Source organism: Alteromonas sp. a30, assembly GCF_026788005.1.
In the GTDB taxonomy this organism is placed as follows: domain Bacteria; phylum Pseudomonadota; class Gammaproteobacteria; order Enterobacterales; family Alteromonadaceae; genus Paraneptunicella.
Genome location: NZ_JABEPE010000014.1, coordinates 37,426 through 59,246 on the forward strand (window position 1 = coordinate 37,426; position 21,821 = coordinate 59,246).

The following is a 21,821-nucleotide window of genomic DNA, read 5'->3' on the forward strand; positions in this document are numbered from 1 at the left end:
AACCTACCTCCTGCTCTCAATAAGCGACTCAGTTCTCAATCAATAACCTCAGCCGGTTGATGCGGTTGGGGTTTTCTTTTTTCTATCGCATGCCACCACGAACAGAGACATGTTTATCTAGCACACCCAATAGCTCAAACCCAATAGCTGTATTTCATTGTTATCCACCTTATAGCGATTACTTCCATGTAGACCAATCTCAGCAGCGAACAGGGCGTTGCTGTTGGCTATAACTCGTTATCCCTTTAAATCTTATTAGAGTAGAGTGAATATTCCGAAAGATGGTTAAAATAAATCATTTATGATGATCCTTATTTCGAGGTGCTGTTTCACATCTAAACTATCCATGTTTTTTGTTAAATAGGGAAAGTTTAATTTTAAATTAAATCGATTTTACGCATTTTTTTTGCAAAATAATTAAATTTTTTAGATAGGAATATGAAAACGAATGTAACCGGAAATGGCTTTATTTGGTTAAGTTTGGGTTAACAATATTTTCATTTGATTGCCCTCGTTATGTTGAATTTTTTAGCAATTAAAGCATCGGTTTAACGTTTTTTTAATCAAATGTGATTTTTATTTTTTGATGGATTATATGTCTGGTTATTTTTGATTAATACTTTTGAACTGTTTTTTCTTCAAATCCTTAGCTTGATTCCGATAATTTATTTATATCAGGAAAAGCTCACATCTTTACTACCTAATAATCTGAAAAACGACGTGCAATCTAGCGGTTATCATTCAGGTATCTCATTTTTGTGGAATGCAATAAGAGCAAAAAAGTGATTGTAATTAATAGATTTTTAATTTTATTTGCTTGTTTTTATTCACGAAAATGAACTTGAGAGATCTTAACTAAACGAAGTGAGTAATTATATTTTCGTAAAAACAAAATATAAAAAATTAGCCTCTATGCAAATTCTAAATCGGTTTTCGTGTTTTAAATGGCCGCTGTAATATGCCGTAATTTACTAATAAGACATAGCTTATTAGCTTTCCCTGACGTTATCGAGAAGTGACTGAGTTGATTTTCATGAGGAAGTTTACTTTTTAATTGTGAATATTTTTCTTGTTATTTTTGGTTGTTGTGAAGCCTGTTTTTATAAACATATAGGTTAATAATATAATCACATTATTAGAAGTGTTCCGTCATTTCTCCGAAGCAATAAAACGTGAAGGATGGAGAGATAATGAGCATTTCCTTAGTTTCAATAACTCAATCAAATGCCGTAGAGCAGCAATTTAATCAAATTTGGACTGAGAATCAGTTCAAGGTAAGGAATTTTTGTCTTCGATGGCTGTCTGGTAGAAGCGATATGGTTGATGATGTGATGTCATTAACTGCTGAAAAAGCCTATAAATACCTCAGTAATTCAGGCGAGCCTATTCATAATCCACTGGCTTGGTTATGCACAATGACGCGCAATATTTGTGCAGATATTTACCGTGCAGAAGTCAAAGAGCGTGAATTGGTAAATCAAGTGAATGCTGCTCCTAATACCTTCTTTTTTGCTTCTAATCAAAGTGAACCGCTTGAGCAGATGATTGAACGAGAAGCCGATTTTAATTCCTTGCTAGACGATATTTCTTTATTGCCAAAAGAACACCAAGAGGTACTGGCATTAAGAGTATTTGAGGGCTTGGACTATCAAGAAATGTCGAGTCGCACTCAACTCACGGCGGTTAACCTTCGCAAGCGCGTTCAAATAATGCGTAAGCAGTTACGTCAGCGTCACTTTAATTAATCTTTGTTTCAACTTTCACACCAGAAAACAGGTGGCGTCTAAAAGCCCACCAATATGGAATGAGTTTGCATAAGGCGAAGTGGCGGAGCCTGCAAGGAGTAAAAATGTCTGAAAAATACTGGTATGTAGCTTACACAAAATACAAAAAAGAACGCGAGTTTAGTCAGGCGATGGCGCAAAAAAAGCTGGAAAGCTACTTCCCAACCGATGCAAACGGACAGCCGTTGTTTTCATGCTATGTGTTTGTCAATTTAGCGGAGTCACACTTGCACTTAGTGCGCTATTTACGCGGATTCTCGCACCTAGTGAGCTTTGGGGAAGAAGTTGCACAAGTGTCTTCAAGTCAAATTGACACTATGAAACGCCTTACAGAATTTAGCCAATCGTTGGCAACAAAATCCAGTCGATTAATTCGGGGGGATGAAGTGCAAATTATTCGCGGTCCGTTGCGGGGAACGGTGGGCAAGCTTGTTCGTGATCAGGGTAAAAGTAAATTGGCGCTGGAAGTGCCGCAACTCAACCAATGCATTCTGGTGAGTGTTCCTTTAGAGCAGGTTGTTCCTTTAGGAGTTCGCGTGTGACAATTCAGCGTATTCGTGAGCTGGAGCAAAGCTTAGCAGCGAGCGTATTCCAGTTTGGACAGGCGATGCATAGCAGTGAGGATTTTGCGGCAATGCAACAAACTCATCAAGCCATGCACCATTACCTTGATGAGCTTATTGCGCTTGCACACTTCGCGACTGTGATAGCCCGTTTTCAGCTTGATGCGCACAGCGCCAAGTTATTAGCGCTAGCCTACATTTTCACAATTGAACCCGATGCGTTAGCACCCTATTTGAAATCAAATTGGTACGAGCAAGGGCCAAACATCAGCATAGCTCATGCGGTGAGTATCATTGCCGCTGCCCCTCGCTCTGATGCAAATGAACAGCCTTCAGAACCAAGCGACATATATAGGCTCGCGGATTGCGCGCACTCTCCACTTTTTCGTTGGGGATTTTTTGTGTGCGAGCATGAGCGGCATTTTTCCGTTTCACCTATATCAATAGATACTGCGGTTTTGTCGGTGCTTTCGATAACGAATTCGCCTAATACAGTCCTTTTCCATAACAATAATGAGCCGTTTCAAGGGGCTTGGAGTGTTGTGAAAGCGGAAATGAATTTGGCGCATCGGCAGTGCTATGCGCACTTGCTTGACAAAGAATACACAGGTATGTGGCAGCTCAATTGTGATGATGTTAACGAGCGTTTGCCTCTGGTGCGTAGCCTTGGTGCCAGTCAGGAAATTGAAAATTGTTTTATTTTGGATCTCAATCAGTTACCGCACGAAAATGAATTGCGCATGCATTTACGTAACCTTGTTCTTAGTTCGCAATATAGCTTGGTCTATTGGCCTAAAGCGTTGTATTTCTGTCAGCGTAATGCGGCGCTGGCTCAAATGCTACAGCATTGGCTACAACTAAAAGCCGGTGTCTTGATCACCGATAATCCTTGTTTGCATCAACGCGAAGATGAACCTGAAACGATAGTGTCGCATTTTGATGCGATTCCCGAAATTCGCTTTCCTAGGTTAAACACGAAACAGCGAGCTTCTGTGTGGTTGCGCGTATCAACTGAGTTTAAGCGTCAGTTAACACCCTTGGACGCACAGTGGCTGGCGCAGCTTTATCCCTTTCCCCCCTCAAGAATCGTGCAAATAGGGCAAGATGTGATCCGTGAGTGCGGTGCAATGCCTCTGGATTCCAATGCTTTATGCAAGCAGCTTCAGCGCGCTTGCATCGCCGAATACAGCGCTAAGCATCCTACTCTGGCAACCTTAAGTCAGCCCAAAGCCAATTGGGACGACATGATTCTAACCAGCACTATTCAAACTCAAATTGAAGAGTTGGTGCATCGCATTCGGTATCGCGTTTTGCTAAGCGAAGAAGTGCGCGGTTTGCGCCCGGGCGTACAAGCGTTGTTTTGGGGAAAACCGGGTACGGGAAAAAGCATGGCGGCGGAGGCGATTGCCGCTGAATTGATGTTGCCGCTGTATAAAGTGAATTTGGCGAATATAGCCAGCAAGTGGATTGGCGAGAGCGAAAAGCACCTTGCTAAATTGTTCGATCAAGCGGAACAACAACACGCGATATTGCTCTTCGATGAAGCCGACGCCATCTTTGCTAAGCGCAGTGAAGTGAATTCCAGTCACGATAAAAACGCCAATATGGGCGTGAGTTTCTTGTTGCAGCGCATGGAAAATTACAACGGTGTTTTGCTGCTTTCCACAAACTTTAAAAACAACTTAGATGAAGCGTTTTTGCGTCGTTTTCATAGTGTCATTGAGTTTGCGATGCCAAATGTAGAAGCACGCGAAGCGTTATGGCAAAAAGCGTGGCAAGGACGCTATCAATTAGCACAAAGCATAAGCCTGCCTTTGCTTGCTGAAAGCTTTGAATTCAGCCCCGCGCAAATTGCCAATATCGCAGAGCTTTGCGTTCTGTACTGCATTTGTGAGGACGCTCCCCAAATTGGCGAAGCCATTTTAACCAAAGCCATTATGCGAGAACTCGACAAACATAGCGCCGGTTATTTGGCTGCACAAAAAGTAAACCAATGGCGTCAGCGACAAAATCATGCGCTGACAATAGGAGAATGAAATGGATCCACTAATTCTCAGTAAAGTGCAGCAGTCTTTGCAAACCTTAATTGAGCACCGTGTATTGGTTAACAACAAAGAGTCCGAACATTGTGTGGAGTTTTCCTTTGTTGCGCCAGATGCCAAGTTTGTAGCGGATTTGTCCAGCCGCCCGAAAATCAACGCTTACCTTATTGGCTTGTCGGAAGACAATCACCGCCGCCGTTCGGACCCTGTGCGTACCGTGCTCAATAAAGACAAAACCCAGCACAGTATTTACGTTGAGCCGCGTTATGTGGATATGACTTACATGCTCACAGTGTGGAGCAAAGATGAAGTCGGCAGTGCCATGATTGAACATTTACTGCTGGGCTATTTGATTTCTGGTTTGGGCTATTTCGATTTCTTACCCGAAGACATTCAAGCCGAACATGAACTAGACACCGCACCTTTTGGTGTGCGCCTAACCCTGTTCGGTAGTGAATATGCCGACAAAATTTCTGGCCAAGTGTGGCAAGCGATGGGCTCTACGCCCAAGCCAAGCTTAATGCTGTCGCTGTCTGTTCCTGTACCGATCGCTGAGCCCGGTACTCGCTCAGCAGTAAGAGACATCGCCCAAGCGCTAAATCGCATGTAGTACTCAATCCCAATTAAACGATCAGGAATGCCGTGATGGATAATGAACAGATTAAAAACAAACTTAAGTCCTATTTTCAATCGGGGGATGTGCCTACCGAAGCACAATTTGGTGAGCTGATAGATGAAGCCATCAGCAGCGATGCCTCGCGTTTAAGCGAAGGCACATTAGCAGCAGAGCGTTTGCCCAAGCAAGTTGATTTAAACATGGGGTCAGGCGAGGGAGAGTCTACGTTAACGGCGACTTTTGTCAGTGGCAATGAGCTAAATGCTAACACCATGCATTCAGGGCATATGGAAGCGCAGTCGGTTAAAGCCGGAAGCGTTTCTTCGAACACGCTTACCGTAGAGAAAAATATCAGCGCAAAACATATTACGGCGACGTTCAGCGGTGATGGACAGGCGCTGACACAGCTTCAAGCCAACCATATTTCGGATGGCGAGTTAAATGTTAACCGATTGCCAAAACAGCTAAACCTTACCACTCATGAGCAACCCGGTGACGCGATGATCACCACGCATATGGTGGATACATACAGCCTGACCTCGCAACATTTACAAGGACAGACGCTTGATTCCATGCAAGGGAATATTGCTGATTTCACATCGACACAAATTTCTGCTGACAACATTACAGTGACTAATTTGCAAGCCAATATGGTTGAAGCCAAGTTGGTCGGCGACGGTGCCGGAGTGAGCAATATCAACCCCGCCAACATCAGTGGCAGAATTAAGTCGGAACAATTGTATTTAGGGACAAAAACAGCGTTAGGCGTGGTGCAATTTGCCACTCAAGACGACATCACCAACAATGCAGATAATCGCGCTGTGACTGCCAAAGCGATGAACCAAACCATTCAGCAAAATGCCCAACAAACGAAACAACAAGTGCTAGATGAGGCAAGAAACGATGCTGAATTACAAGTTCAAACGGCGTTTAAAGAAAATCGTGCCTACGTTGATGCAGAGGTTGCCTCGTTGCAAGCCAACATTACCCAATATGAACAAGGCGAAGGCATCATTATTGATGGGAATACCATTAGCACTAACCCTACATGGTTTATCAATTCACTGGAGAGCAGCACTATTGTTGCCAGCAGCGTTATTGGAACCTTAGATATTGCACAGGTTCCGCATACCGATAGCGTGGATGAAAGCGACAACAAAGTACCCACCGCCAAAGCCGTACAGGAGTATGTGTCGGAAGTGGTGTCTCAAGTACCGCAAGCGCCCAACATGCCACCTTTGCCGCCGAAAACCGCAATTCCATTCTGGGGAACACAGGAAGAACTGACTCCGGGGTGGGCCATTTGTGATGGCGGCGTTTATAACGGTGTTGCAACGCCGGATTTACGTACACAATTCATTCGTGGTGCGCAAAACGACGCCGAAGTAGGTAACGTGAAAACTTACAGTACAGCCTTGCCTCAGGCAGGATTGACGATTGAAGCCAACAGCCATGCTCACCATGTGAGCGCTTATCATGCTAATGCCACCACATTGGGCGCGGATTTAAGCGCCAATATTAGGGCGTTAAATACAGAGCCTGCATCCGACTCTCAACCGCTTGCTGATGGGCCTGTTCCCGTAAACACCAATGAATATTTAATGCCGTTATTGCAAAGTGACGGAAAGTTTATTGATGTTGATGGCTCTGGTGGCATTGCTGGGCGAGTTTCCAATGATTCTGAAATGCTCGACCCTTCTGTTGAACATCAACACGAATTTGATATTGCGCTTGAAGCGAAAGACACCGAAGCAACGTCGCATACTCATAACCTGTTAGGCGGTGATGATGAAACTGCGCCACCGCATATTTTGATGTACTGGATCACATGGGTTGGTGTGCCAGAAATATGAATCAAAAGCATGTGGCTGAAAGCCGTTCTGCGGAAAATACGCGCTGGTTTGATGTACCCGTCGCTCAGCTTGCGCCGCCGCCTGTCGACACCGAGCTGACGGAAGCGCAGCAAGCGCAAAGCCAATTTATGCCTTTCGATGCGTTTATGAGGCAGAATAACTCGCATTGTTTTGCGCAAAGCGTGGCGCAACATCAGCAATCATGGTGCTTGCAAAGCTGGATTCAGTCTTATGCCGATACCCTTGCAGATTGGCTTTATTTACTGCACAAACAGCAAAAAATCGACACATCAGAACCGGTGTATTTACTGGAAGCGCAAGCAACAACAGGGCAATTTGGCATGGGATTGCTGCAAGCGTTGGATGAAAAGTGCCAAGAATTACAGCTTGAATCGCTCCAAATTTGTTACGTATTTGGCATATCTGAAGAGGGCTATCAAGCACGTTTAATGGCGCATCCTTTGTTTGAGGCGCTTGCTGAAGACAGCCGAGCCAAAATGATACAGTGGGACGTATTGCAACACCCACAGCTTCCTGAGCAAGATATCAGCGGCAACCCTATTCACTACGATAGGAACCCCGTGGCGTTTATCGCCAATGGCGTATCCTCAACAATGCCTCAGCAACTTTTTCATGTGCATTATTCCGATGTATATGCGGCGCAAGTATCGGAGGTTAGCGAGGTTAGTTTTGACGCTGCTTCAAGCGCTAATACTGAAGGAAAACCAACATCTGATCTGCGCTTTTTGCCTTTGCACTTACGGCAAAAACAAAGTCAAAAACAAAGGCAAAAACTAAGCCAAAGAACTGAAACGCACACTGAGTTAGCGAATAAAGTCGGCGCAGAAAATAAAAAAGAGCAGGCCAATAAAACCTTAGCGTATCAATGGCAGAAAGTAACACTTCCACAAGCGGTGAGCGCTTTTCCTGAAGTGTTACAGTCAGCAGCAAGGGTGGCTTTTCAGCAAGAAATAGCAAAAAGCCGAAGTGAGATTTTATATGTGCCGACCGCTGCCATTTGCCTACAAGAGCAGCTTCGAGCACGTTGCAAAAAAGGCGTGTTGTGCCTTCAAAGTGATATTGGCGTCACCTCGGAATTTCATGTAAAGCAACGCTTTTCGTTGCCAGAAAACAAAACTGAAAAACAACCCCGCATAGTGATGCAAAAAGTGAATTTTGCGTTTATTGAAACCGTGCAACGTAACGCATCGTATTTTTGCGTGCTAAACCAACAAAATCACCTTAATGGCAAAGTGCTCAATATCACGCTTTTTGATGAGCAAGAAGACGATTGGCAATGGGTGCTTGCTGCTGCGGTAGAACAACATTTTGCGTTAGGAACGCCCGAAAATGCCGAGCAAGTAATACACATGGCAGCCGTTGCCGTGCAAGCCGAGCAACTAAGGTTGTCGAACACATCGCGTTTTAACAATCAACACGCGCCGTTCATCTCAGAAAATCAAATGCTAGCGCAGTTAAAAACGCATCAATATGAGCCAAAGCTATTCGCCACGTACTTGCCCATTTTGCTTGATGCAGGCGTGCATGTAGATCAGCGAATATTATGGTGCAAAACCTTAAACCACATTTGGAACCTGTATACGCCGGTTTTCGACGATACCAAGTTCGCGTTTCAGCTTGGGCTATTCAGCATTGATATTGGGCATTGGGCGATGGCAAAGCAGTGTTTTATGGCACTTTTACAGCTAAAAGGCCCGCATTTAGCGAGCTTGCATAACCTTGCATTGGCAGCCTTTGCAACCCACGACTTAACTCTTGCTCAGCAAAGTATCGAAACGGCATTGCAAGTGGTTCCAAACGATGAACAAAGCCAAAAGCTGGCGCAAAATATTGAAAATTATCAGCAAAGCATCACCACGTTAGATTGGTATCAACCCTATCAAGAGATGCTCGGCGAGCAAGATGAAAGCCCGCCGCTACAACTAGTGCCACTGGATGAACATCATCTTGCTGAGTTTTTATTGCAGTATCGAGACCCCAACATTGCTCAGCGTTTGCGCGGCGTTGAAATTGAGTCTGTCGATATGCTCAAACAACTTTTTGTACAGTGGAAAAACGCAGGAAAAAATAACCAAAAACTTTGCTATGCCGCCGTGCATCCTCGGCTTGGGTTTGTCGGTTGTGTGTCGTTAGATGCTGAAATGCATGATGATGCCCGTGACGGTGCTTGTGACGGTGCTTGTGACGGAAAAACCGCTCAACAAAGTGAGCAAAGTAACGGTGAGCAAAGTAACGCGCAGGCGACTAGAACAGAAACATGCGTTAGCCCATTCAAAGAAATTAAATTCGAACTAAAATCCGACGATTTCAATGCGTTAAATAATCCCAAATCACACGCCAAAAACTACATTATTTCATTTTGGATAGGCACAGACTACCAGGGCTTAGGCTTTGCCAATGCAGCACTAAAACAAGCGGTTTGGCAGGTGAAAAGAATGGCAAAAAAAGGCTTGGTGAAAAGCGTGAAAACCTCGGCTTGGGAGTTTAACGAGGTGTCGGCGCAGGTGCTGATGTCGCATGGAATATCACGCAAGGTAATGTCGAGATAAGGTTTCTCTCTGCATTTTTACACTCTCAACGAAGTGCGAGAAATTACTAGCGATAAGCTTAGTTAATATCAAATTGGCGACTGTATTTATTGTTTATCCTGATGTATTGGAGAAAAGATGATAGAAAAACCAAAAGAGGTAAATGAAAACAATGCTCATGATATTTGGGTAAATTCCAGAAACTTCTCTGAACCTCCTCGGAGTGAGGAAAGGTGGGTGGATTGGGTTCGTGATAGAAGCGCCACAGCACTTATTGCCGACAAGGCGATTTACCGAGGTAACATAAACGACGTTAATAATACCAAAGCAATTTTAGCTGATTTAATTACCTATAATTTTGAGCTTTCTGATGTGACTCAAGAGATAGGTCAGGAAGGTAGTCACTATTACTACTATCAAGCACTTCTACTTCAAGACTTATACGATAAAGCTCCTGAAGGGATGAAACGCAGCATTCAATCTGGTTCGAATAGGTTAAATATGCACGCAGGTGATGAAGGTGCATCTAACTCGGAGCCTCCAGAAAGTCGCAAGTTCGTAAGAATATCAAAAAAAGATATTGATGATGATGGGCCAATAAGTAATGGATTAACTGATGCTTTAGACATTCATGGAGAAAATTTCGATAAATATGGTTTTGACTGGGCTGTCGACACCTATGTACCGAGCCGAGAAGCATTAGCGTATTCTTTACTGAGCAAATTTAAAATTGAACAATTTTGGGGGAATTCATCTCCAGAGAGAGGTCAGTTTGAGCAGAACGTGGATGCTTTTCGAAATGAAGTTAAAAATAATCCAGAGAAGTACAGCGTTGTTAGCGATTCAATTCAAATGCTCACCAGATCGCATAAGGCATGGTCTCAGATAAAATATACGTCAAAGCTGTCATATGAAGACGATCCTAGATTGTGGAGTAGGGCCATTTTTAAGCATAAAGTTCGAGAGGCAATAGGAAGTAGCATTGATGTTCAGCGGGAAGCTTTAGGCATTCTGAGTAGGTCATCTGCCGATAATATGGAAGGCCAAAATAAAACGGAAATTGCGCAAGCTGAAGAAATTTATGAAAACCAAATTAGGGATGTTTTTGGATATATACCCTCTGCAAAAAATACACGAGATGAATTGAAAAAAGTATCTGAAATTGCTCAGGGTACTAACGCTGCATATGAAATATATGAAACTGGTCAGCAGTTAGTAATAGATGTAGAAGATATAAAAGGTGAAAAACAGCAGCAAAATGTGCTGGAGAATAAGGAGCTTCTTAGTAAATCTATAACAGAACTGAATAATGAGGTGAAGAGTAAAGCCGCTGTAGATAAGGGGGTTGATGCCGTTATTAATGAATTAGATGAAACTAATTTGAATGATGGTGTGATTCAAGATTATCTAAATGTTAAAGAGAAAATTACTGATTTAACCGACTTGAGTGGTATTTCTGAAAAACTTTTTATTATTGCCGATGTGCTTGGTTTGAAAGATATCCAAGGTGCTTGGAATTCCCATAAACTTTACAAGCGCGCTAGCGGTAAAGTGGAAGTGTTAAGTAAAAGTCTCACCAAGAGTAAAGTGATTGATGAACTTACGGGATTTTCAATTTATGGGTTGGATAAGTTAGAAAGCTTAAAAGTGCGTTCGATTATTTTGCTGGGTTCGCAAATCGCGAAGTTTGCTGGCCGTATTTTATCTTTGGTAACTGGCGGCGTGGCCGCAATAATATCTGAGAGTATTCGTCTTGTAGGCTCTGTAATCGAAGGTGTTGAGGAAGTGTATTTGCGTCTAAAAGGCTTCATTAAAAAGTTAAATAATACACGAGGCCAGCGTAGAGCATTAAGCGCTGAAGTTATTTTTCATCAAGTAGCAAAAGAAAAAGTTGGGGGAGCCGCCTCAAAGCTTATGTATGATTTGCTTGTTAAAGACAAAATCCTAAAAAAGCCCAAATTAACTAAGCCTCAACAGTTCGTTTCTAATCATACGCCAGATAGCAAAGAGAAGAAGGTCGTTGTTAAATACCTTGAGCAATATAATCGCGGTCCATTGAGTTGGTTGGTCAGTGATAAAGATAAACTCAGTCAAGTAATTAAATATATTGAAGGGCAAGGAGAACGACCAGCCGTTATTGAGCAATACATTTTACAAAAAGGCTACATTGATAGGCAGAAATTTGAGCAAAAAGAGGCGCTATTTAAAAAGCTTTTGAAAAAGTACGTCATGACGGTTTTAAAAGATTTGCTCAACTCAAGCCCTTTGGGCAAAGCAACAGCGTTGCAGGATAAAATCGCAAAGGAAGTGAATAAGTTTTTAACTGATCTTTCAGAAACTATTCATCAAAAAGCATTTGAAGCATTGTTGAGTGCAGAAAGTGCGTTGTTTAATGCTTAGATTTAGCTATTTATTGGTCGCTGAGGCAATAGCCACTTTTATGAAGAGCTTCAAATACGACAACAATTCTAATGGATAAGTAAATTGTTAAAAAAGGTCTCTGATGCAAGCAAATAAAGCTTTAGTTGCTGAATCAATAGGTGTTCATGGGAAGTCAGAAAAGGACTTATTTGCTCGACTTGGCAGAATTCCAGCCAATCCTCGAGTTGGGTATGTCATGTTGACGAATAGCAAACAAGGTGGTGATGGAAAAACAGTGAGAGCAGATGTCTTGGTAGAAGATGGAAAGCACCTATTTGCTTATAAGCATTCTCTTGATAAAACCCCAAGGGATTTTTCTACGCAAACGTTCCCTTATGCAAGATATCGTGATCAGGCGCATCAATTAGCTGTTGAAGAAGGCAAGAAGATGTTTCCTGATTCTGAAGTTGTTTATAAAAGCAGTGATAGCGATGGTCTATGGGATGATGCGGAAGTGGCGAATTGGGTGAGTGTTGCTGATAGTTTGCAAGATGACTATGACCCTGAAGTGGTCACAAGCGCCTATCGGTTTAAAGATGAGAGTGAAGGGAATGTAAAAGAGGCTGGTGACATTTGGTTTGAAAGTTTTAATGGTTTTTTGGATAAAGCGGCAGTCGAGGAAAATGAAAAGCGAGAAGCGTTATATAAAATTAATGCGTTAGCTATTTATTATCCGGAACCTACAACGTTGTACAACGATGCTGCAAGGCAAATGATGAATGGTGCTGAAAAAGGGCAATCAGAAGGAATGAAAATGGTAGTTAAACTTGTCAATACCATGAACCCTAGAGGGGTCAAAATAGATAAAAATCTAGGTTTTCTAAAATATGATAAGAGAATGACAACGACAACCTCTGTAGGGGCGCGTAGAGAAAAACTTTATCTGGCTTATGTTGGGGCGGTTAGTCGACTTAAAAAAGGTGAGGAACCAAAAAAGAGTATTATCGCTGAGTTAGCAGCTAATGATGCTCAATCCTCTTACGCTGTAACACCCATAGAAATGGTTCGCAGGTACAAAGCGAATGGTTTGAAAGTATAGCGTTTTCTTTAATGAACTTACCTTGGTTGAATTTAGCCGGTAAAAATTTCACAAAACCCAAACCCAAACCCAAACCCAAAAACAACCCTCAAATACCTTATTTAGCGCTTTGCTTTTAGCGCATAAAACACATTGGCCTCCTCTTGAACATTGATATTTGACTCGATCTTTTATGAGTGCGTTGAGCCTTGGTTCTTCAAGAAAACTTACTTAAGGAAATTGATAATGCAAGCGAATAAAACGGAACAAGAAAAGCAGTCAGAGTTGGCACAAGATTCCATACAAGACCCCATGCAAACCTTAGGTGGAGGCCAATCTAAATCGCGAACGGCATATTTGTTGTTAAATCAATACAGGTATCCTTTACATCAAGCCATCCTTTCGCACGAACTGGTAATGTCTGGCTCTTCTGGCTTACCCCAATCACAAGTCAACGATGCAGGGGACGCAACCATGACAGAATCAGCCAAGGGGGTGAAAAAGGAGCTTGCACAAAAACCACAGACGGTTTTAGGGGCAGGAGCCGTGGGCGTTGATATTCTGTCGGCAGGCGTCAATGTGGCACGGGATTATGCGTTACAAATGCTCTGGAGCCATGTCAACATTGGAACATCAGTTAAACAGGTCATTTCGGGATTGCTGACTTACAGCGTTACTTCAATTAAGTCGTTAAGTCCGTGGGTGGCAGCATTAGTGAAAGCGGTCGATATTCTGAAGTCCATACCCTCAGAGGTGGTGTCGACGGTACTTTGGGCTATCGGTAAAATATGGTTTTGGGCTGCCAATAAACTCTACAACGGTGGCTGGCTTGCCTCTCTTCGTGGCGATGTCACGGAATCTTATATTTTTGGCATTCTAAATGGTTTTGAATCTGCCCTGAGTAAGTTAAATAATTTTGTCGATGCGATTGAAGCGTGGGTCAATTCCATTCAAAGTGCAATAGCATCAAAGTTGGCGGGGTTATGGGGCGGAGCCTCAGACGAAGAAACCGACAGCGCGGATACAACGGCGTTAACCTCAGAAGATCTTTCCGCACAAAAACAGAACGAACCTAATTTAGTGTCAAACCAGTTCATCTCATTAGGGATTAATCCGCCTAAATTGGGGGAATGGAATGGCAATGAATCCGACCAAAAGCGTGCGGGTTTGATGGCAACTGGTCGCGCGCAAGTGTCTTTTCTTGGTCAGTCCTTAGGGGGAAACGTTGATGTTAATTTACCTTTTGGCACGGGGTGGGAGATTACCGTTGAACCGGTTTTTCAAACGTCCTCAATTGGTTTTTCCGAGTTCATTCGCGCTGAAAAAGTACAAGGCGATAAGCTTATTGTAAACGAGCAAGGTTTAAACTTCTTTGGTGCGAGTATCCACGGCCTCAGTATTGCCAGTGGGCGGGTGCGTTCAGAAAGAATCACGCTCTCCTATTTTAAAGGTCAGGATGTGGTCAACTTTTATGGTGATGCACAAGTGCCGTTGTGGGGGGATAAAAAGGTTGGCGGCAACTTCGATCTAAAACTCAACACCGCAGGGGAATTTCAATCGGGCAGAGCAAGAGTACATTCCGATAGCACATTTGAGGTGATCCCAGACTACCTTTCTATTGCCAATCCAAGGGGCGAGGTGCATGTCAAAAAGGGTGAAACGCCGGAATTTGATATAAGCACAAATGTTAACTTCAACAAACTACCCGGCGGCGTAAAGGCGAATGTTTCCGAAGCGAAGGTTTTTTATCACGACAAGGCCCTTGGCGGCGAGATAGCTTCGGCAGATGTAACGATTCCAGTAGGGCCTCACACCACGATGTCGTTGGCAATGAAAAACGCCAAATTCACCAAAGATAAAATAGAAGCGCAAAACGCCTTCATGGATTTGGAGCACGACACCAGCAAGGAGCTTAATGAAAAGGATGTCGTCGGCTCAAGCCTTTTCACGGAAAATAATATTCTGAACAATATTATTGATTTAAAGCAGCTAACCATACATCAAGGTTTGTCGTCGCTTAAATACGAAGGCGGGAAGTTTACTTACGAAAAAGACGCGAACAATGGCATACAGAAATTGCGCGCGCGGGTGTTAGGGCTAGATGCGTATTACGACGGAGACAAAAAAGAAGGTGGCATCGAAGGCGATTGGCGACAACGAGCCTCTATTCCGGTAATCGACATTGATATTCCGCTTGTTGCTGGTGTCGCGGGTAGCTCAGTGGGATTGAGAGGCGGTTTTGAGGTTGGTGCAAGTGTTGGATTAGGTCTTAAAAAAGGCAAAAGCAATGCTAAAACAGGCGAAACCTTATACAAAGTTAACGGTAAAACGGGGGGTTATGCAAAAGCCTTTATAAGAGTGGAAGGCGGCGCTTTTGTTGGCATACCTTTCCTTGCCAAGCTTCAGGCTGGGATACATGGTGAAGTAGATGGCAGTATTTTCGGTGATGTAACTATTTCCGGCGGTTTAAAGTACACCAAGGGCAAGGAGGATCATTCTTTCGGCAGTTTTGGTCTTAACCCTGCTAATCCCATAGAAGGTGAATTTCGCTTGGGCGGTAAAATATCGGCGAATGTTGGCGCTTCGATAAAAGCAAAAGCACTCCTTTTCGAGAAGAAAATCGCTTCAATTACCTTTGGGGAATGGACACTGGGAGAATACCAATTATTGGGATGCGTGAAGAAAGATGCCACAGGAAGAAGTTATAAAATTGAAATTGATCATGCTAAATCTGGCTTCAAAACACGGGAAGAACAAGCATCCAAAGCAGAACCGATATCGACCTCCGTCGATAAATGGATAAATCAGCATGAACAAGAAAAAAATAAGATTACCTATAATGATAATGCTCAGGCAAAAAGGCGAATAGCAGAGGTCTCGCGCAAAACATTATTTGGGAGTTTTTCAAAAGAAAAAACGGAAGAGTTGATAGATAAATACAGCATGTTACTTGAACAGCGAAACCAAAAAGACATGCTGAAAGACATCTACAGCAAGATGAAGATTGAAAAGAATGCACTTCCTGAAACGGGCACTTTCATTTGGAGTATTGATACTTGGAATGAAGCCGTGGGAAGAAGAAAAATATTATTCTTTTTCGAACAAAGTGAAAGCAAAGCCAAGGTCGCTAAGTACATTGAGTCCTATCATAAGAAAACGTCAACGCTTAAAAAACGACATGAATTGCTTGATGATATGGAAAAACTGGTTACCGAATACAAAGATAAGAAAACCAAGTCCGAAGAAAACAAAGCGTCTGCCGAAGAGTTTCTGCACAATATTAAGCAAGAGCGCTTTTTAGCGTTGTAAACTTAGGTTAGAATCCTCTTCCTTCAATAGATTTGGGTCTCGCAGTACTTTGAACCAAGCTGTTTAGCGAAGCGTGATATTTAAGTGCCGAGGAACGACAAAAACAACACTTAAAGGGAAAAGGATTGTTATGCTGAGTAAGCGTTTGGGCTGGGGGTTGATCGTTGTATCAATGCTTATGCTTTTAGGGTGTGGGGCCACCAAAAATACCCTATCAAAAGACAAAGACATATTAGCATCAAATCACGATGGCTATTTGTTGATGTCAGTCGACACACAAACCGATTTATCCTCCATTCGCGTGTTTGGCCGTACCACATTCACACTTTCAAAAGATGATCTAAGAAAAGGCTCAAACTATATTTTGCTTGCCTTACCTGCCGGAGATTATCGCTTTACAAAAATCACCATTGGTCGCTCATATTACATGCTCAGAGATGAAATATGGGACTTCTCTATTAAACCGCAAGTCATCAGTTATGTTGGGGATTTATCCTTCGTTAGCGCATTCGGCGGAGCCAATATTAGCTTGGTGAACCAGTCTTCCATGGCGCTGGAGTTTTTGGAGGACAGTTTTCCCAATATCTTGGCGCAACGTGCTGTTGAATACCAAGGGCCCGGCGAAGATAGCTTTTTTGATTATGCCGCGAGTGTGGAACAAGGGGTTGTAGCACCCCCCGCATCGGCAACCCCAGTAACTCCGATGCCTGAGAAACAAGGCGCAGTTCAAACAGCCAGAGGAGAGGCGCAATGAGAATCGCCAACGTTATTCGTTATTTGGTTAGCAACCTAGCGTCTTTTCGAATTGCTTCTGTGTTGCTCGCGTGTTTTATTTCTTTCTTTTCGGTCGCGGGAAAAATTCCTGTTCGAGACTTATTCGCTCCTGCCCAAATTTCCCACATCGAAATGAGCCCGGACGGAAAACTCATTGCAGCACAAACGCGGGATGATGATAAGCGTTACATCACTATTTTTGATACCGCAACCTTGCAGTCGTACAAAAAACTAAGGTTGTATGAAAAAGAGAGTCTTCGAGAGCTGGAGTGGGTTGATAACAACACGATTTATATCGGCCTGATGCGCGGCAAAGCAGAATACGTAACAGGATATATCGATCTCGATCTTGCTCAGCTAGGTGAACTTGTGGAATTCACCTATTTGCGAAGTGTAGGCGATATTATCGACTTTTTACCTAACGAAGAAGACACGGTTTTGTTCAGTAAGAACACAGGCAAATATGTCATTGATTTAAAAATTTACAAAGCCAAACTCTCTCAATTAACGCAGCCTTCTGGTCAGAATGAAGCGGCAAAAGACTTTGAGGAGCCCATCGACTATAAAAGCGATGCCATAAGTTATATTAAAGGTGCGGATCCACAAACACTATTCGCAGTAACGTTTGATGAAGCGAAAAAAAGCAGTTCTTTATGGTATCAGCTCAGTAGGCAAGGTGATTGGAATCACTTATACACATGGAATAACCAAGATTTTTACTTCCATCCAATAAGCCATATCAGCGGCGATACTTTCCTTGTTATTACCAATAAAGATACCGACACAAAAAGCGCGGTTCGCTTTAATGCTCGCACACAAAAAATAGAAGAAGTTTTGTATCAACACGAAAAATACGACCTAACGTCTGCCACGATGAACAACAATAAAACGGGGTTGGGCTCGGTGAGTTATTTTGAATATGGCAACTTAAGAACAGAATTTTTGAGCGACACCGTGGTGGCATTAAGCAGCCACATTCAATCGCAGCTTGATGGTAAAAAGTGGTACGTGGTAAGCAACTCGTTGGATAACAATACGGCGGTTGTTTTAGCCTTGGGTAAGCAAGATTCAGGTGCGTTTTATGTATTATCGAGTGCCAATGCAGTAGAAGGTGCAAGCTCAGAACCTGAGCTAACTATTCGTCTTCTCGCTACTATCATGAAAAACGCGCAAGACTACACCTTTGCAGCAACGCAAACTTACTCACTTGCAACGCCCGATGATGATGAAATTGAAGTGCTACTAACTGAGCCTGTAAGGAATAACAATAATGTCTTGCTGGTTATGCCGCACGGTGGCCCGATTGGCGTGAGGGATGATGCCATTTTTAACAATTCTGTTCAGTTCCTTGCAGACAGAGGATATACCGTTTTACGTGTTAACTTCCGTGGTTCCAGTGGTTTTGGTAAACGTTTCCAGAAAAAAGGCCGCGCTCAGTTCGGTAAGTTGATAGAGCAGGACATCATGCTTGCGGTTAACGATCTTTTACAAAAGCAATCCTTTGAACATTTATGCTCCATCGGTACGAGTTACGGTGGTTATTCTGCACTGATGCTGAGCATTCAAAACCCAGACTTATTTTCTTGCGCAGTAGGTGGTTATGGCGTTTACGATTTGCCGCTATTGTTTAATGCCAGTAACCGCAAAATGAATCAGCAATATATTAATGCCGTCACCAGAGTGGTGGGCAAAAACAGCGAAGATTTAAAGCGTGTCTCGCCAGTTTATCTTGTGGACAAAGTCAATGTGCCGGTTTTATTGCTTGCCGGCACGGACGACAACATTGCGGTTTTTGAGCACAGCAACCGCATGAAATACATGTTAGAAAAGTTCAATAAGCCAGTAGAAACGGTATTTTATAAAGGCGTTGGGCATGGTCATCATACATGGGGTGGAGATTGGCACGAATCCGCTATTATCGACCGCTTTTTAAGGGAAACCTTATCCTTACCAGCGTTGCCGGATAAAGAAGCGGATTTACAAGAATATGTTGCCTTAGCGGACTACTTCAGTGGAGACACATTGGTTGGCGACCAAGAAGCACTGGCGTTAAAGTATTATCGACTCGCAGCTGAACTTGGACACGATCGTTCCATGTTTAATGTTGGCGCTTACTATCATCGAGGCGACCAAGTTGAGAAAGATTTAAACATGGCACGGATGTGGTACGAGAAATCCTCAGAAGCAGGAAATTCAGGGGCAAGCCATCGTTTAGGTTACCTGTTAATGCAGGGAGACTACCAATCGCCGCCAATTGAAAGTGAAAAAAGCGATGAGGAGACAAGGCCCACCTATCGTCATCACAAGCGCATGAAGCAAACGAATCATGTCGACCAAGTCAATGCCGTTAAAGCGTTTCAAAAAGCGGTTGAGCAGGGCAATGATGCAGAGTCGTTAGTTTACCTTGGCTTTGCATACTGCATGGGATTAGGTGTTGAGAAAAACGTCGATAAATGCATTGAGTATTTGAGCCTAGAGGAACGAGGAAAAGACAAAGAAAAAGATCTTGCCAATCCCGTTACCACAGATAGCTATTCAGCGCGTAGGGCGGTATTAGCTACAATAATGATTGAAGGCAAATACACAGACGAAGAATACGATAAACTGAATGCAATGATGCAGTCTGTTCGTGCTTATCAAGAAATCCCTTTCCAATTGGATGATATGGATTATGGCACGTTTGGGCCTTTCCATTTCAGGCTCTCTAAAAGTTTTAGGCATTATTATTCAGTAACACGTATCCCGTTGCAGTTTGGTGAAGAAGAAGAGACTCGCTACGGTATTAAATTTGAAGTTGAGCCACAAGACAGCGATTACGATAGCAATGTGGCGGTGTTCATTCGTTGGAGTCGAAAGTTAGAAGATGAAACAGACTTTGTGGTTGAGGACGAAAAACTCACTATCCGTAATATCAACTATCCATTTCCGGTTTTGCGAATGGTTGATGAAAACGACAAAGTGAATTCCCAATGGCGAGTCGAGATTTTCTCCACACGAGGGAAAAAGTTGCATCAACAAGACTTCACTATTGTTGAAGCAGAATAACTTTTTTAGAAATTAATTTAGGGCGCTTAATGAGCGCCCTTTTTGTTTTTCAGCCATTCAATATGATTTGAGTTGACCTTCTCCGCTAAATTCCAATCACAATTCAGCCTAACCTGCGACTCCTAATAAATACGCACGAACAAACATGTGCGTTGTTTTTAACATCTCTGCTCAACGTCCGTGTTCAACTTTTCAAAACCTTACAAACGAAGGAATTTATTATGTCTAAATTGGTTGCGGTTAAAGGCGCGGTGATCAGTTTCGAGCCAGTAACCGTGTTGGGAACCGATACCGTTGGAAAGGAATCCAGTAAATTGCTGGTTCAAGGCAAAGGGGTGTATACCCAAGAAATTAAGCTATCTATTTCCGCTATCTCCAACATTATTGACGGTAGCGTTGCGCCCGGTACCTTTAATGGCAGCGTTATGCCAACTGCCAGCAAACTCTTCGTTGAAGGAGGCAAAGTCGTGCTTGCCAATGATGTATTAACCGGCGGTAACGATTCCGGAGCTGCGCAAAAACCGGGTCCAAATGGTGCGCCTGCGCCAAGCCCCATTTCGTTTACCAGAAAAGTGCTACAAGCGGGGCAAGTAAAGCTCTGTGCAAAGTGACTTATGGCTATTATCCATAGCGCTATGGTTCTTGTGGTATCTTAAATTTCCCCTCTTTCTATTCCCCCTTTCTCTTTTATTACCAGTTTTGTCTGTCACGCCTTTTGTTGTTACACCGTCTCCTTTTTTTAATCGCATAAAGGAGCGGGTATGAACATATTCAGGTGTGCAATTTACGGAATTTTTATCTCAATGAGCTTTTGTATTGCGTCGGTATCTGCACAGAACGCAGGTGAGAAGAACCTAGATGTGTTGTTTAAAGAGCTCGAGGCACTTGCTGTCAGTCACCAAAAACAGGAATCGACAGAAGCGAATGAAACTGAAACGTCGCTTGTGTTCACGAAAAAAGCGCAAAAGCCGTGGTATCGCAAAATTAACTACTTTGGCAATATAACAAGGGAATCGCGCTCGATAGCGGCTAGCCGAGATACATCAAATTTAGCGCTGAGTAACAGTGAGCTGCTGGTGGATTACGACACATGGCTACTCTCATTCACTATGGGCGGCAATATTTTTAAGCGCACATCCGTTAATTGGGATCTCACTTCCGAGCAATATATACTCGAAGGAACGCTAGTGGAAACCAACTTATCTGGTTCCCGCAATGCGTCACCGGTGCGCTACACGCGCCATAAATTGCTTTCGGAATGGTTTATCGAACATGACTTATCTGGCGGGTTGACCGTTGGCGGCGATGTGTATCACGGGCAAAGCCGGTATCGGGATAGCCGTATTGACGCTGTATTTACCGACAAAGAATACGGCGGCGGATTATTGCTGTCGAAAAAATTTAACTACGACAACGCCGATTTAGGACTCGATTATATCCTCAGCTACCGACGTTTAGATCCCGGCGACGAAGTATTCGAAACCCAGTCGCGCACCTTTCATAGCTTGCTTGCAAACTATCACCACCAATTTAACTTCAAATGGCAAGCCGATATTAGCGCACGTTATTCGTGGTATCCCAGCTTCGACCCAGAAAGCTTTTGGGATGCTAGAAACATCTACTCAATTGCCTCTGAAATGGTTTTCCACCCGTGGGACGCGCATCAATTCGCACTAAAGTTCGAACACGTTTGGATAGGCAAGCAAGACACCATGAAAATAGTGTCGCTCAACTATGAAACCGAATTTGGCGCAAAAAGCAGCAAACGTCGTAAACGCAGACGCAGAATTCCGAATTTATTGATTCGATAAGTGGTGAAAAGTGAAGGCAGTGGCTTGGGTGCACGC

General features: G+C 43.2%; 13 protein-coding genes. All 13 read left to right on the plus strand.

What is annotated here, in order from left to right; all coding sequences use genetic code 11:
* The first annotated feature begins 1,190 nt into the window (after positions 1-1,190).
* The 13 genes from HJG39_RS13785 to HJG39_RS13845 all read left to right on the plus strand — a co-directional run bounded on the left by HJG39_RS13785 (position 1,191) and on the right by HJG39_RS13845 (position 21,785).
* Positions 1,191-1,745: an RNA polymerase sigma factor gene (locus HJG39_RS13785; RefSeq protein WP_268409931.1), complete on the plus strand. Its 555-nt coding sequence runs from the start codon at positions 1,191-1,193 to the stop codon at positions 1,743-1,745.
* A gap of 104 nt (positions 1,746-1,849) precedes the next feature.
* Positions 1,850-2,326, plus strand: a complete 477-nt coding sequence (gene nusG, locus HJG39_RS13790; protein ID WP_268409932.1) for a transcription termination/antitermination protein NusG — start codon at positions 1,850-1,852, stop codon at positions 2,324-2,326.
* A complete protein-coding gene (locus HJG39_RS13795; protein ID WP_268409933.1) occupies positions 2,323-4,383 on the plus strand; it encodes an ATP-binding protein in 2,061 nt (686 codons plus the stop codon). Before nusG ends, HJG39_RS13795 begins: the two co-directional genes overlap by 4 nt.
* Position 4,384: 1 nt before the next feature.
* Positions 4,385-4,999: a Pvc16 family protein gene (locus tag HJG39_RS13800; protein ID WP_268409934.1), complete on the plus strand. Its 615-nt coding sequence runs from the start codon at positions 4,385-4,387 to the stop codon at positions 4,997-4,999.
* Positions 5,000-5,034: 35 nt separating this feature from the next.
* Positions 5,035-6,858 carry a hypothetical protein gene (locus HJG39_RS13805; RefSeq protein ID WP_268409935.1) on the plus strand — a complete coding sequence of 608 codons (1,824 nt, stop codon included), beginning with the start codon at positions 5,035-5,037 and terminating at the stop codon, positions 6,856-6,858.
* Complete coding sequence (locus HJG39_RS13810) at positions 6,855-9,428, plus strand: hypothetical protein (RefSeq protein ID WP_268409937.1); 2,574 nt, start codon at positions 6,855-6,857, stop codon at positions 9,426-9,428. The genes HJG39_RS13805 and HJG39_RS13810 overlap by 4 nt, the downstream gene beginning before the upstream one ends.
* 117 nt (positions 9,429-9,545) lie before the next feature.
* Positions 9,546-11,807, plus strand: coding sequence for a hypothetical protein (locus HJG39_RS13815; RefSeq protein ID WP_268409939.1), 2,262 nt, complete (start codon positions 9,546-9,548; stop codon positions 11,805-11,807).
* A 103-nt stretch (positions 11,808-11,910) separates the two neighbouring features.
* The gene (locus HJG39_RS13820) at positions 11,911-12,867 is read left to right on the plus strand and encodes a hypothetical protein (RefSeq protein WP_268409940.1); all 957 of its coding nucleotides are present in this window, start codon (positions 11,911-11,913) and stop codon (positions 12,865-12,867) included.
* A gap of 225 nt (positions 12,868-13,092) precedes the next feature.
* Positions 13,093-16,155, plus strand: coding sequence for a hypothetical protein (locus HJG39_RS13825; protein ID WP_268409941.1), 3,063 nt, complete (start codon positions 13,093-13,095; stop codon positions 16,153-16,155).
* A gap of 130 nt (positions 16,156-16,285) precedes the next feature.
* Complete coding sequence (locus HJG39_RS13830; protein WP_268409942.1) at positions 16,286-16,909, plus strand: hypothetical protein; 624 nt, start codon at positions 16,286-16,288, stop codon at positions 16,907-16,909.
* Positions 16,906-19,974, plus strand: coding sequence for a prolyl oligopeptidase family serine peptidase (locus HJG39_RS13835; protein ID WP_268409944.1), 3,069 nt, complete (start codon positions 16,906-16,908; stop codon positions 19,972-19,974). The genes HJG39_RS13830 and HJG39_RS13835 overlap by 4 nt, the downstream gene beginning before the upstream one ends.
* A 221-nt stretch (positions 19,975-20,195) precedes the next feature.
* Positions 20,196-20,585: a hypothetical protein gene (locus HJG39_RS13840; protein WP_268409946.1), complete on the plus strand. Its 390-nt coding sequence runs from the start codon at positions 20,196-20,198 to the stop codon at positions 20,583-20,585.
* Positions 20,586-20,735: 150 nt separating this feature from the next.
* On the plus strand, positions 20,736-21,785 hold the full coding sequence (locus HJG39_RS13845; protein WP_268409948.1) for a hypothetical protein: 1,050 nt from the start codon (positions 20,736-20,738) through the stop codon (positions 21,783-21,785).
* Positions 21,786-21,821 lie beyond the last annotated feature (36 nt).